Below are 14,043 nucleotides of genomic sequence, written 5' to 3'. Positions count from 1 at the left end.
GATTAATGCAATGTTTTAGGCGTATCGTCACTGTCCGGACGCGCCCCAAGTTCGGCATGCACCACCATGCTGCACACGCGCACATGCTCGACAACCTGCTCAAGCAACTCTGCTTGCTCTTGCATGTCGCCATCTTCATCGACACCCAGCTGCGCCACGTCTTTAAGATCGCCCAACGCTTCTGTCACATCCTTAGATAAGGTGCGACCTTTAGTTCCGATCAATCCCACACCGGCTAAAAACGCGTTGATCCACTCCACCAGTGCTTCGGCTCGAGCCACGACACCGGATTGTTCGTCGTCAGGGACATAAATATCTAAATCAAGATCACTGCCGGTAAGCTGCGCTTTTAGCTGGTGATAGCTTTGCATGGCAAGTGTCTTAGACTCTGTTGGCCACCCCATCCCTTGATGGGTGTAATCATAAAGCATGGTTAGCCAGCTACCATCTTCCAGCTCTAGCCCGCCACTGAGCATGCCAGCGATTAAACCGTGCATTTCTGCAGGCGTTACCGCCAAACTATCAGCCCTCAGTGTGTCTGCTGTTGTCGCATAAGCGGGTAAACGGGTATCAGTCACAATCTTGCCCCTTGCTGTGCCATCAAAAATAAGAGGCTTAGTTTAGCATTTCACACCACTGGGCTGAATCATTGCGATTAAAAACGATCTCACGCCGATGCAACGGCCACGCGGTACATTGCGTGTTGGGTGGCTGGTTGATAAGCACAGTGTAAAGGCTTCAACCAGCCAATCACGATGACAAGGATCAACCCACACCAGCGGGGGCTTTCCTCTTAGCGAGCCAATTCACAGTTCTGTCTAAAAGCTGAAACACTCAGTGAATGATAGGCACGACTGCCGTCATATTATCGCCCTTAAAGGGTTGTTATTGTTAGACCTATGCGTCGTTTGAATACCACTTTTTGATTAAATTCGCGGCACCAGTGGCGGAGATGGTTTTCGATGTAGTGTATTCACCAGAATAATTGCTAGAATAGCGCCATATTATTGTGTACTGGGCCCTCGACAAATCGGGCCGTATGAGGAGCCAGCGTGGGACTATGAGCACACAACCGGTTGAAATTAAAATTCTAGATCGTCTTGTTCGCGTCAATTGTCCACCCGGGCAAGAGCAAGCGCTTAAAGATGCAGCAAGCGAGTTCGATCAACGGTTGCATCGGCTGGCTGAGCGCACTAAAGTAAGCAATACAGAACAGCTAATTGCCATTGCCGCTCTCAATGTTTGCCACGAATTAAATGATGCCAAACAGTCATTAGAGACACTGCAAGATCAGGTAACGCAACGGACCGCCCTGATGACATCACAACTCGATAAAGCAATGGCAGCGCAAGGATCGCAAGAATAACCCAATTCCCTGGGGTGTTTGTCAGCGGATCTACGTCCCTGAGCCGATAAGCAAAACTAAGGGTGCGTTGTTATAAGCTACTGAGCAAGCTCGGCATGCACCGAGAAGCCTACGGTTTATACTACCCACCCGCCTTGAACCAGCGGGTTCAAGGGCCATCGATCCCAACGGCACCCCGGGGTCCTCTTCACCACCCTTTGGCTAGCATCAAGGACAGTTATGCAGCCTAGACAACACATACGACACGCCATCCGTGACGCACGTCGTCAGCTCTCTCCTGAGCAACAAACGTTCGCCGCAGAGGCGGTGACCAAACGATTTATCGCGCTGGCTGATGTTGAACAAGCCACAAACGTTGCCCTGTACCTCTCTTTCGATGGCGAGTTAGATACAACACCTGTCATTGAGGCGTGCTGGAGGGCGAACAAAAATGTCTACTTGCCCGTCATTCATCCCTTTAGCCGTGGTCACTTACTGTTTCTCCACTACACCCCGACCACCCCAATGCAGATTAATGGTTATGGGATTGCTGAGCCCCAGCTCGATATTCGCACCTTGATACCGAGTAGAAAACTCGACGTGATTGCCACACCTTTGGTGGCGTTTGATGCAAAAGGACAACGCCTTGGCATGGGAGGGGGCTACTACGACCGTACACTCGGCTTATGCGCACCGGATGCGGTCGCGGTTGGACTCGCGCATGATTGCCAGCAATGGCCCGCGTTACCGACCGAGCAATGGGATGTGCCTTTACCCCATATTTTGACCCCCAGCCAACATTGGCAATGGCCAACGCGTATTTCGCGACCTAAACCCTGACGCCATCTATTGGCTTCGCTATAATCACGCCCAATCCCCTAGATTCAGGAGTTAGCATGACCCAAGACGAAAAGAAAAAAGCCACGGGCGAAGCCGCGGTGGAATATGTCAAACCCGGCAGCATCATTGGTGTGGGAACGGGGTCGACCGTGAACTACTTTATTGATGCCCTCGAGCCAATTAAAGAGCAAATCAAAGGCGCGGTGTCTAGCTCAGAAGCCTCGACCGAGCGACTAAAAGCCTTGGGCATTGAGGTACTCGACGCCAATGAAGTGGCGAGTTTAGATATCTATGTTGATGGCGCAGATGAGATCAATGCGCGCAATCATATGATTAAAGGCGGTGGTGCTGCCTTGACGCGTGAGAAAATCGTCGCGGCAATCGCAGATAAGTTTGTTTGTATTATCGACGACACCAAGCATGTGGATGTGTTGGGTGAGTTTCCACTTCCCGTTGAAGTGATCCCTATGGCACGCTCTTATGTCGCGCGTGAATTGCTCAAGCTAGGGGGCGACCCGTGTTACCGTCAAGGTGTGATCACGGACAATGGCAACGTGATCCTCGACGTACACAATATGAAAATCCAAGACCCCAGAGGGTTAGAGGACGCCATCAATGCGATTCCTGGTGTGGTGACGGTTGGCCTGTTTGCCAACCGCGGCGCAGACATCGTGTTAACCGGTACCGACACTGGCGTGAAAAAAGTGGCAAACTGAGTGCATAACACAGCAAATCAAATGCTTACACCCCACGGGGAATAACAAAAAAAACCAAACGTTTGCGCTCAATGTAATCAATAAGTTAAAAGCACCTTTTTCAAGGTGCTTTTTTATGGTCTAGAACGGATAATTCTTACCCCTTATGGGAATTTTTGTTATCTTGGTCACTGTTCTGATACCGGCACATCGCCTGCCCTGCGGTCTTTTGACGTAAAAGATCACGCTAATGACCAGGTCAATCAACCGCCACTCCTCTTCGCCACCCACGCGAGGGAATAAGGTAAGATGCGCCCCGGCACTCAGGCGCAACATTGCTACCATTATTGTTTCTAAGGAAGAGAACAGCCCGCATGTCACACTATTCACTGGACAAGAATAAAATCAAAATCCTATTACTCGAAGGCGTCCATCCTACTGCTGTTGAAGCGTTCAAGCAGGCCGGATATACCAACATCGAGTACCACAAAGGCTCACTCACTGGTGAGGATCTCGAACAAGCTATCCAAGATGCACACTTTGTGGGGCTACGCTCTCGCACCCAATTAACGGAAGCTGTCTTTGCAAAAGCGAAGAAGCTGGTCGCGGTTGGCTGCTTTTGTATCGGCACCAACCAAGTCGATCTTGATGCAGCGGCTAAGCGCGGGATCCCCGTTTTTAACGCGCCTTTCTCCAACACCCGCAGTGTCGCAGAGCTGGTTTTAGGTGAGATCCTGCTGCTCCTACGCGGGATCCCCGAAAAGAATGCTAAAGCGCATCGCGGCGAGTGGCAAAAGTCTGCTGACCGCTCTTTTGAAGCGCGCGGTAAGGTACTGGGCATTATTGGCTATGGCCATATCGGTACCCAGCTGAGCATCTTGGCGGAAAACTTAGGGATGCGCGTGTATTACTATGATGTCGACAACAAACTCTCGTTAGGCAACGCGATTCAAGTTAACTCGCTCACAGAGCTGCTTAACCGCAGTGATATTGTCTCGCTCCATGTCCCCGAGACGCCAAGTACGCAGAATATGATTGATGCCGAGGCCTTTGCCCGCATGAAACCAGGGGCAATCTTTATAAATGCCTCACGCGGCACCGTGGTTGATATCGATGCCCTATGCGGGGCGCTAGAAAGCAAGCATTTGGCCGGTGCGGCGATCGATGTTTTCCCGGTTGAGCCAAAAACCAACAAAGACGCATTCAGCTCTCCGCTACAAGCGTTTGATAATGCGCTACTCACACCGCATATCGGTGGCTCAACGCAGGAAGCACAGGAAAATATAGGCTTGGAAGTCGCCAGTAAGTTGGTTAAGTATTCTGACAATGGCTCGACTCTGTCATGCGTCAACTTCCCTGAAGTATCACTGCCAGAGCATCAAGGCCGCTCGCGCTTGCTGCATATACACGCCAACCGTCCCGGGGTGCTGACCAAAATTAACACAACGTTCGCGGACGAAAACGTTAATATCGCGGCACAGTACTTACAAACATCGTCGCAAATTGGTTATGTGGTGATTGATGTCGAAGACAGTGACCATGCCTACAAAGCACTGAAAAAGCTAAAAGCGATCGAAGGCACCATACGCGCGCGGATCCTGCACTGATTCGTGCCAGAAACGAAAAAAGCCCCGACAGGGGCTTTTTGGATGCTTGCTTGTTATCCCTGGCAACACTTATTGCTCGTCGCGCAGAAATACCAACTCGTTGCCTTTTGAGTCCGCTTCACTGAAATAATAGCCTGCCACATTAAACGCTTTAATGTCTGCCACTGAACTCGCGCGCTGATCAATCAAATAACGCGCCATCATGCCACGTGCTTTTTTGGCATAGAAGCTGATCACCTTGTATTGACCGTTTTTATAATCTTTAAACACCGGGGTGATGATGTCGCCGTTAAGCACTTTCTTGTTAACCGCTTTAAAGTATTCATTAGAGGCAAGGTTCACCAATAGCTCACTGCCTTGCGCCGCCAAATCATCATTCAGTGCCTCTGTGATGATATCTCCCCAGAACTGATAGAGGTTATCACCGCGTGGCGTCGACAACTTGGTGCCCATCTCTAAGCGGTAGGGCTGCATCAAGTCGAGCGGCCGCAACAGGCCATACAAGCCGGATAACATACGAAAATGATCTTGAGCCCAATCGAAGTCTTGCTCGGACATTGAATTGGCATCTAGCCCTGTGTACACATCCCCTTTAAAGGCAAGCGCAGCGGGTCGTGCATTATTTGGGGTAAAAGAGGGAGACCATTCAGAAAAACGCACAGCATTAAGACTGGCGATTTTATCACTGACTTTCATCAGCGAGGCAATGTCTGCCGGCGTCAGCTGGCGGCAAACCTCAATCAACGCCTCTGAGTGTTCAGTCAGCTGAGGTTGGGTATAACGGTCTGTCGGCAATGGCGTTTCATAATCCAAGGTTTTTGCAGGAGAAACCACTATCAGCATGTTGCTCGCCCTTTTGTTAAATATCTTTGCTAAGCCTATCATTCCCGCATAAAAAAACCACCGCCCGCCACCGCACATCGCACTGACCGATGGCTAACGTTTGGGGAGTGGCCATGCCTTATCATCAAGCTGACTGTGCAGCTCAGGAAAACGACGACTGTCAAACACAGGCAGTCGCCCCAATGAACGTTGAGTGTGATAATCCTTTGCCAAACGCTTGACGATGCCCGATAACAAAAAAATCGCAATCATGTTTACCAGTGCCATCATCCCCATAGACGCATCCGCGAGGGTCCATACCAGCGGCAGTTCCGCCAGCGCCCCAAACATGACCATGCCTAAAACTAAGGCACGGAAGTACGGCAACGCCGGACGGCAACGCTGATTGATAAATAACAGGTTCGTTTCTGCATACGAATAATTTGCAATAATAGAGGTAAAGGCGAAGAAGAAAATCGCGACGGCCACAAACTGCTCCCCCCAGTCACCCACTTGTGCGCTTAACGCCCGCTGAGTCAACTCAACTCCCGTGATTTCGCCGCCGGGAATGTACTCACCTGATAGCAGAATAATCGCTACGGTAGCGGTGCAGATCACCAAGGTATCGACAAACACGCCGAGCATTTGCACATAGCCTTGCGAAACAGGATGAGGCGGATAAGGCGTCGCCGAAGCGGCGGCATTGGGCGCTGACCCCATGCCAGCTTCATTCGAAAACAAGCCGCGCTTGATGCCTTGAATCATGCCCTGTGCCAAGGTGTAACCCAATGCCCCCGATGCCGCTTCGTGAAGGCCAAATGCGCTCTTTACCACCAGCATGAATACCGCAGGTACCTGCTCAAGATGGGTGACGACCACATACACGGATAACGACAAATACAGGAGTGCCATCACGGGCACAATCACTTCGGCCGTGCGCGCGATTTGGCGTAGCCCGCCATATATGATCAATCCGCTGACCAGCACCAATCCCGCACCAACATAGGCCGGCGGCCATGAAAATGCCACCTGTGCCGCTTGTGAGATAGAGTTAGCTTGCACCGAATTAAACACCAAGCCAAACGCCAGGATCAGCAATATCGAGAAAAGCACGCCCATCCAACGCATGCCTAACCCATATTCCATGTAATAGGCTGGACCACCGCGAAAATAGCCGTCGGGATCCCGTACTTTATACACTTGTGCCAGCGTGCTCTCGGCAAACGCTGTGGCCATGCCGAGGAATGCCATTAGCCACATCCAAAAAATCGCCCCCGGGCCACCCAATGACAGGGCAACCGCCACCCCAGCCATATTGCCCGTGCCAACACGCGCGGCAAGCCCGGTACACAAGGCTTGGAAAGACGAAATACTGCTCCCCTCACGACGTCGACTATGACGCATAACCGAAAACATATGAGAAAAGTGACGAAACTGAATCCCCCCTAATTTTAAGGTAAAAAAGATTCCGCCACCGATGAGCACATAAATGAGCACCGAGCCCCAAATCAGATCATTAATAAAAGTGAGTAGGCTCAATGGACTGTCCCTCGTCGTGATTTAGTAAGGATAATAGCGATGCGGCGCAATCTTCGCGTGAACCACCGCCTAGGTCAATTCAAACCCATCACGGCTGGGGCAACAGTCACTGATTTTAAAAATCAGTGATTGCAGTCTCATAAAAACTTCATCTGACTGCCACAAATGAGAAATACTTCAATTTTACGTTAGGGGAAGCTGTGGTATTTAGAAACTGACCGCAAGGTGAAAAAGAGGTGACTATGGAAAACATTGCCTTTAACGATCTATTCGAGCAAGACAAGCCACAACGCAACGGACGCGCAAAACCAGTCAAACGTAAATGGAGAGAAATTGAAGCGCTGAAAGACAAACAGCGGCTAAAAAAAGAATTGGAAGAAATCGATATTTTTGGCGATTTCTCTCAACTGGACCTCGATTAACTCACCCTCAATATAGGATTGTGAAAAGGTGCTCATCGAGCACCTTTTTTATCCCCCATCAGCGACTTCGCCTACTCCGTATCGAGATAAGGCTGCCAATCAATGGGCATTTTTCCCTGCGCTTGCAACAGCGCATTGGTTTGTGAAAAGTGCTGACAACCAAAAAAGCCACGATGCGCTGACAGTGGCGACGGATGAGGCGCGGTGAGTACATGATGGCGCTGACGATCAATCGCTTTGCCTTTTTTCTGGGCGTGCGCGCCCCATAATAAGAACACCACGCCTTGGCATTGTTGGTTTACCGCCTCAATGACACGATCCGTGAAGGTTTCCCATCCCAGTTTGGCGTGGGAGTGTGCCTTCCCTTGCTCCACGGTGAGCACGGTATTAAGCAACAACACACCTTGCTCTGCCCAGCTTTTTAAATACCCGTGAGAAGGTGGCGTAAAGCCTTCAATATCGGTGGCAAGCTCTTTGTAGATATTGACCAATGACGGTGGTGTTTTCACGCCTGGACGCACAGAAAAGCACAGCCCGTGAGCTTGGTTCGGCCCGTGATACGGGTCTTGGCCCAGAATCACCACCTTGACGTCGCCCAGCTCAGTATAGCGAAAGGCGTTAAACACATCTTCTTTCGGTGGAAAAACCGTCACGCCATTGGCACGTGTTTGTTCAACATAGGCGAGGGTTTCGCGAAAGTAAGCTTGTTGTTTCTCATCAGCCAGCACTTGCTGCCACGTTTGCGCCTGAGTCATGGTTGCTCCTTTTGATCACATTGGCGCTATTCTAACGAGGCAGCTTGGCAAAATCAGTGTGTAGAACGATCTTTTGTTCGTTCGGTATGAGCGTGGTAATGACGCTGACAGCGGCCTTGTACCGCACGGTTGGGGGCCGGTAAGCTCGCACGAGTCATGGTTGGCTTCATCATGGTGCTTTCCTCATCATTATGGATTCATCGTAGACAATGAAATTTTAATGCCAACTTTACAAACGCAATAAAATCATACCATTAGCCAACACCCCGAACAGTATGAGCCGCAAAATGAGCACAAGTGGTGCAAATTTGCCTCTTTTTTGCGCACACACGACGCTTTCTTTTGTAATTTTATTACTACAATTTTCATTAAAGTATTGCGCAAGTGCTAGTCGGGAGGAAGGGCGCGTGCTACAGTAACCGCATTAGATAAATAAAGATTGATATAAGATAAATATCATAACGTTAAGAACACAATAAACTTGATTTATGTCAATAAAACCCCACTCTAAAAAGGGTATATATAGACACTCAAAATGATGAAATCTTACATCATAAAAAGTCACTATCATAAAAGGGGATAGGCCATGATCACGGGTATTCAAGTAACCTCAGCAGCCAATGATGAACTCGTTAATTCTATTTGGTTGATCGATAAAGACACCGATCAAGCACGCTGTGTCTGTGCCAAACAAGGCTTTGAAGCGGATCAGGAAGTTGCCCTATCTTCTTTGGGTGAATTCGATTACCGCGAAGTGAATATCGAAACACAAGCGGTCAACGAAGGCGGTCAGCACCTTAATGTCAACGTACTCAAGCGTGAGACACTGGAAGACGCGGCTAAGCACCCAGAGAAGTACCCACAGCTAACGATTCGTGTCTCTGGCTATGCGGTACGCTTTAACTCACTGACGCCTGAGCAGCAGCGTGACGTAATCACCCGCACCTTTACCAGCTCCCTATAAGAAGCGGTTCAAGGCAAACCAGAGTGTGTGTCAAATAAAACAGCCCGCAATCGCGGGCTGTTGTTGTATTAATAATCGCGATAACTGGCTAAACCTTAACCATTCACTTCAAGCAGGTAGTCTCGTAGCGTTTGGAAATCAGGCTCTTGCTCGCGTGAAAGCAACGTCATTTGCGCATGCTTCGCCAGCGGCCCAGGTAGAGGAATATCTTTACCGAGGATCGCGTCAACCGATTCTTTAAATTTGGCCGGGTGGGCGGTGCACAAGAAGATCCCCTCTTCCCCTTCTTCAAGCTGCTCCGCCAGCAGCCGGTATGCAATCGCACCATGAGGCTCACACAAGTAACCGGCCTGAGAGAGCGACTTTAAGCTCTCAGCCGTTTCTTCATCATCAGCACGCCCTGAGGCAAGTTCACTCAGCCTCCACTGCTCACGGCGGAAAAGCTCTTCGATACGTGGCCAGTTGTTGGGCTGACTCACATCCATCGCGTTGGACAAGGTGGCGACCGTTTGCTGCGGTGCCCACTCGCCTGAATCGAGATACCGTGGCACCGTATCATTGGCATTGGTACCCGCAATAAAGCGCTTAATCGGCAGTCCCATCGCTTTAGCAAGCAACCCTGCGGTAAGGTTACCAAAGTTACCACTGGGCACCGATATCACCACCTGATCGCGTTTATGCGCAGGGAGCTGCGCCACCGCCTCGAAGTAGTAACAAATCTGGGCCATTAAGCGGCTAATGTTGATGGAATTCGCTGAATTAAGGCCAATGGCCTGACGCAGCTCGCTATCATCAAAGGCTTGCTTGACCATGCTTTGGCAATCATCAAAAGTGCCATTGATCGCGACCGTATGAATATTGCCGCCAAGTGTACAAAAGAGTTTTTCCTGCAGCGGGCTGATTTTGCCTTTCGGGTACAAGATGACCACGTCGATATTATCAATACCGTAGAAGGCGTGGGCAACCGCCGCCCCGGTATCCCCAGATGTCGCCGTGAGGATGGTGATCTTTTTACCATCCGATACCGCTGCCAGCGACTGCGCCATAAAACGGCCACCAAAGTCTTTAAAGGCCAATGTCGGACCATGGAAAAGCTCTAGCGCATGAATATGGTCATCCACTTGTTCAAGTGGCGCAGCAAAGCTAAACGCATTGCTAACCAGTTCACTCACTTGGCTTATTGGCAGTTCATCGCCAATTAATGCGGATAAAATCTTGCTACTGCGCGCCACCAAAGGCATGGCCAGTAATGCCTCGATATCGTCAAAGTAGGGCAAGCTTTCAGGAAAAAATAACCCTTGCCCGCGACCGAGCCCTTGCTGGACAGCTTGCGAGAATGACACAGTTTCACTGTGATCTTTGATGTTGTATAGCTTCATGCCTGACTTCCTATTTCTTTTGCGCCCTGTCCATCAATGCGACATACATGAACAAAGCCATCATTATTTTGTACATAGTGCTCTCGCAACCACTGCGCTAACCGCTCTGCCACCTGTCGATCATCACAAATGCTAAACAGCGTCGGTCCTGACCCCGAGATCCCTGTGGCTAATGCACCACAACTGGCGGCATAGTCGCGAGCGTCCGCAAATCCCGGTAACAGTTTTTGCCGATACGGCTCGGCAATCACGTCGCAAATTAAACTCGCCGCCAATTTAGGCTGTTGTGTGTGGCACGCGTGAATAAAGCCGCCGATATAGCGACCATGAGCGATCACATCTTGCCGACGGTACTGGGCGGGCAAGATGGTACGTGCTTCTGCCGTCGACACCTTGATGCCCGGATAGGCCATCACCCAATACCAGTTTTCAAAGTGCGGCACCGCTTGACTGATCACCCCTTGGCTTTCCAGCATGAGCTGAACGCCACCCAAATAACACGGCGCGACATTGTCATAATGTAAGCTACCGGAAATGGACGCTTCCATCTCTCCCATCAGCGCTAACATGCGGCTCTTATCGAGCGCATGGTCATGAAAGCGATTTAACGCATCGAGCGCGGCGACAATCGAGCATGCACTGGAGCCAAGTCCTGATCCAATCGGCATATTCTTTTCAAGCACCATCGCCACCGGCTTCACCGCCAAGTCACGGGTTTTAAGTACCTCGGCATAAGCCAGGTACGCTTGATAAACGATATTATCCTGCTCGTTCGCAGGTAGCTTATCGATAAATCGGCCTTGGCAGCGCAATGAAAACGCCTGGTTTCCACCGTCTGCCACTTCTACCACATCACCCAATAAACTGCCGTCGATAGGGCTCACCGCTGCCCCCAAGACATCAAACCCGACACTCACGTTACCAATCGATGCGGGTGCATAAACACGGACTGCCATGACTAGACTCCTAACTTCCAACCTAGGGTGCGCATTAAGTCCGCAAACACCCCAGCCGCGGTCACGGCGGTTCCCGCGCCATAGCCTCGCAGCACCAAAGGAATCGGCTGATAATAACGGCTATAGAAGGCCAACGCGTTCTCACCCTCTTTGATTTTATTCATAGGATCATCATCGGATACGGCTTGGATTTTGACAAAGCAACGTCCGTCTTCAATACCACCAATATACCGCAAGACTTTGCCTTCTTTGGCGGCTTCCTCTGACCATTGTTTAAAATAGTCATCGGCTTGCGGCAAACGTGCCATGAAACTTTCGACATCGCCAGATTGATCAAAGCCAGGCGGAAGCGCAGGTTCAACCTCAACATCGTCAAGCTCAAGTTCCATGCCGGCTTCACGTGCCAGAATCAAGAGCTTACGTGCTACGTCCATGCCCGACAGATCGTCACGCGGATCCGGCTCGGTAAAACCGTTTTCACGTGCGACCTGGGTCGCCTCGCTAAAGCTGGCGCCATCATCTAACTTGCCGAAAATGTGGGAAAGCGATCCTGATAAAATCCCAGAAAAGCGTGACAGCTCATCCCCGGCCGCAATCAAGTTTTGTAGATTTTCAATCACCGGTAAACCTGCACCCACCGTGGTCTCATACATAAATTTGCGGTGAGTCGCGCGGGCCGCCTGACGCAACTGGTGATAGTAAGCCATGCTACTGGTATTGGCTTTCTTGTTGGGAGTGATCACGTGAAAGCCTGCACGCAAGAAATCAGCATATTGCTCGGCGACCTGCTGATCGGCGGTGCAATCGATCAACACAGGGTTAATGATGTGATTGCGCTGAACCAGCTGGATCATCCCCGCGAGGCTAAACGTCGATAGGTGGTTGGGAAGTTCATCGCGCCAGCTATTCAAATCAATGCCTTGGCTATTCAGCCACATCCCTTTGCTGTTCGCTAAACCACAGACCCGCATCACAATGCCTTGTTGCTGGAGCTTGGCTTGCTGACGACGGATTTGCTCAATCAGCTCACCGCCCACGCCACCGACACCGACGATAAATACATCCAAGTGATGTTGGCTATTAAATAAGTTTTCATGACAGGCTTTAACCGCTTCAGAGACCCGCTCTGAAGGAACAACCGCAGAGATAGCACGCTCCGATGAACCTTGAGCAATCGCAACGATATTGACGTTTACCTCCGCCAACGAGGTGAAAAAGCGAGAGGCAACACCTTTCGAAGTGCGCATACCATCGCCTACCAAGGAGACAATCGACAAGTTATCCATAAACTCGACAGGCTCGAGCAGACCATCTTTCAGTTCAAGCTCAAAATGGTTACTCAGCACCTTATCGGCTTTTTCTTTGTCCCGGCTTTGAATACAAAAACTGATGCTGTATTCAGAAGAAGATTGGGTAATCAACACAATTGACACCCCCGCCGATGACATCGCACCAAACACGCGTGATGCCATCCCTACCATACCTTTCATACCCGGGCCTGATAGGTTGACCATACTCAGATCGCTTAACGTAGTGATCCCTTTAATGGCCAGCTTATCCTCACCACTGTCTTCGCCAATTAAGGTGCCTTCGGCTTGCGGGTTGGCGGTATTTTTGATTAAACAAGGGATGTGGAAGCGTGCGATGGGCGCAATGGTTTTGGGATGCAATACTTTGGCGCCAAAATAAGACAGCTCCATCGCTTCTTGATAGCTCAATGATTTAAGCAAGCGCGCATCCGGTACGAGGCGAGGATCACAGTTGTAAACACCGTCGACATCCGTCCAAATCTCGCAACACTCGGCACGTACACACGCCGCGAGTACCGCCGCCGAGTAATCAGAGCCATTGCGTCCAAGGGTCACCAGCTCGCCATTTTCGTTTCCCGCCATAAACCCTGGCATCAGGCCAATGTGCTTAGCTGGAACGGGTGATTGTTTGAAACGTTGCGATGAGGCTTCGATGTCTACTTCAGCACTTAGATGGCTCCCGGAAGCGGCAAAGTATGCCACTGGGTCGATATCAAATACCGCATAGCCACGCGCTTCGAGCAACGCATGCATTGCGGCGACTGATAAACGCTCGCCTTTGCTGACCACGCGCGCATAAGTGCTATCGGGACAAAGGCCCAACAAACTCATGCCATGCACATATTGACGAAGTTGGCCGAGACTACGCGTTAATTTATCGAAAAGTGGCTGGGTATCAAGGTTGGGCTGCCGCTCAGCAAGACCATGGAACAAATCGGCGAAAAGCTGCTCGAGCTCTTTAAGCGGCAACTCCGCTTCACCATGTTTGACCGTATTATCGACCACAGAAACGAGAATGTTTGTGACTTTCGCGGGGGCGGATAACACGGCAGATACATCGCTCTGCCCTTGGTTACTGACAATGATATCGGCAGCGCGGCTGAAGCGCTCAGCATCGGCAAGCGACGTGCCACCAAATTTTAAAACTCGCATCCGTTTGGAACCTCTCTCTACGATAAAAAAAAGCCCGTACCTGAGAAGGTACGGGCTTTTTTGGAAATTCTGTGCGTATCAGCCCGCACCAACACACGTTGTGCCAGTAATAATAATGGTGGTTGTGGTGGTCTGGGTGCTGATCGTTAGTTGCATGTGTGTTGCGTTTATCATTTGTTTTGTTTGATTCTCTCTAGGTGTATCGAATCATGTTGCTTAGGTCAACAAAAAAGTGATCCTGATTGCTTTTTCAACAA

At 50.3% G+C, this 14,043-nt stretch carries 13 protein-coding genes, 1 other RNA gene and 1 other annotated feature; of the genes, 7 read left to right on the top strand and 7 right to left on the bottom strand.

The window, feature by feature from the left end:
* Positions 1-2 precede the first annotated feature (2 nt).
* The gene (locus FCN78_RS02640; RefSeq protein WP_077458837.1) at positions 3-578 is read right to left on the bottom strand and encodes a UPF0149 family protein; all 576 of its coding nucleotides are present in this window, start codon (positions 576-578) and stop codon (positions 3-5) included.
* Positions 579-1,060: 482 nt separating this feature from the next.
* Here FCN78_RS02640 and zapA point away from each other — a divergent pair, with 482 nt between their 5' ends.
* From zapA to serA, 5 genes are all read left to right on the top strand, one after another.
* Entirely contained in the window at positions 1,061-1,366 is a 306-nt protein-coding gene (zapA, locus tag FCN78_RS02635) for a cell division protein ZapA (protein ID WP_046074068.1), read from the top strand.
* Positions 1,367-1,369: 3 nt separating this feature from the next.
* A non-coding RNA gene (gene ssrS, locus FCN78_RS02630) (6S RNA) lies at positions 1,370-1,552 on the top strand.
* A 33-nt stretch (positions 1,553-1,585) separates the two neighbouring features.
* Positions 1,586-2,185 (top strand): 5-formyltetrahydrofolate cyclo-ligase, encoded by a 600-nt coding sequence (locus FCN78_RS02625; RefSeq protein WP_077520772.1) that lies wholly within the window; start codon positions 1,586-1,588, stop codon positions 2,183-2,185.
* 56 nt (positions 2,186-2,241) lie between these two features.
* Positions 2,242-2,901 carry a ribose-5-phosphate isomerase RpiA gene (gene rpiA / locus FCN78_RS02620; protein ID WP_077520775.1) on the top strand — a complete coding sequence of 220 codons (660 nt, stop codon included), beginning with the start codon at positions 2,242-2,244 and terminating at the stop codon, positions 2,899-2,901.
* 353 nt (positions 2,902-3,254) lie between these two features.
* Positions 3,255-4,487, top strand: coding sequence for a phosphoglycerate dehydrogenase (gene serA / locus FCN78_RS02615; protein WP_069363433.1), 1,233 nt, complete (start codon positions 3,255-3,257; stop codon positions 4,485-4,487).
* 69 nt (positions 4,488-4,556) lie between these two features.
* On the opposite strand, the gene yaaA is transcribed toward serA, so the two are convergent.
* Both yaaA and FCN78_RS02605 read right to left on the bottom strand, forming a co-directional pair.
* Complete coding sequence (gene yaaA, locus FCN78_RS02610) at positions 4,557-5,330, bottom strand: peroxide stress protein YaaA (protein WP_069363432.1); 774 nt, start codon at positions 5,328-5,330, stop codon at positions 4,557-4,559.
* 93 nt (positions 5,331-5,423) lie between these two features.
* Positions 5,424-6,848: an alanine/glycine:cation symporter family protein gene (locus FCN78_RS02605; protein WP_077599234.1), complete on the bottom strand. Its 1,425-nt coding sequence runs from the start codon at positions 6,846-6,848 to the stop codon at positions 5,424-5,426.
* Positions 6,849-7,090: 242 nt separating this feature from the next.
* On the opposite strand from FCN78_RS02605, the gene FCN78_RS02600 reads away from it, so the two are divergent.
* The gene (locus FCN78_RS02600; RefSeq protein WP_046074061.1) at positions 7,091-7,270 is read left to right on the top strand and encodes a DUF3545 family protein; all 180 of its coding nucleotides are present in this window, start codon (positions 7,091-7,093) and stop codon (positions 7,268-7,270) included.
* Between the two features lie 71 nt (positions 7,271-7,341).
* Here FCN78_RS02600 and ung read toward each other — a convergent pair whose 3' ends face one another.
* Positions 7,342-8,025: a uracil-DNA glycosylase gene (gene ung, locus FCN78_RS02595; protein ID WP_077659087.1), complete on the bottom strand. Its 684-nt coding sequence runs from the start codon at positions 8,023-8,025 to the stop codon at positions 7,342-7,344.
* A 586-nt stretch (positions 8,026-8,611) separates the two neighbouring features.
* On the opposite strand from ung, the gene grcA reads away from it, so the two are divergent.
* Positions 8,612-8,989 carry an autonomous glycyl radical cofactor GrcA gene (gene grcA / locus FCN78_RS02590; protein ID WP_046074059.1) on the top strand — a complete coding sequence of 126 codons (378 nt, stop codon included), beginning with the start codon at positions 8,612-8,614 and terminating at the stop codon, positions 8,987-8,989.
* A 95-nt stretch (positions 8,990-9,084) separates the two neighbouring features.
* On the opposite strand, the gene thrC is transcribed toward grcA, so the two are convergent.
* The 3 genes from thrC to thrA form a co-directional block, all read right to left on the bottom strand.
* Positions 9,085-10,368, bottom strand: coding sequence for a threonine synthase (thrC, locus tag FCN78_RS02585; protein ID WP_069363429.1), 1,284 nt, complete (start codon positions 10,366-10,368; stop codon positions 9,085-9,087).
* Positions 10,365-11,324, bottom strand: coding sequence for a homoserine kinase (gene thrB / locus FCN78_RS02580; RefSeq protein ID WP_069363428.1), 960 nt, complete (start codon positions 11,322-11,324; stop codon positions 10,365-10,367). The genes thrC and thrB overlap by 4 nt, the downstream gene beginning before the upstream one ends.
* A 2-nt stretch (positions 11,325-11,326) precedes the next feature.
* On the bottom strand, positions 11,327-13,810 hold the full coding sequence (gene thrA / locus FCN78_RS02575) for a bifunctional aspartate kinase/homoserine dehydrogenase I (RefSeq protein WP_255377424.1): 2,484 nt from the start codon (positions 13,808-13,810) through the stop codon (positions 11,327-11,329).
* Positions 13,810-13,926: a sequence feature (Thr leader region), on the bottom strand. Its footprint overlaps the gene before it by 1 nt.
* Positions 13,927-14,043: the final 117 nt, after the last annotated feature.

The sequence above is a fragment of the Salinivibrio kushneri genome (assembly GCF_005280275.1).
GTDB lineage: Bacteria > Pseudomonadota > Gammaproteobacteria > Enterobacterales > Vibrionaceae > Salinivibrio > Salinivibrio kushneri.
This window is presented reverse-complemented; position numbering and strand designations above follow the sequence as displayed.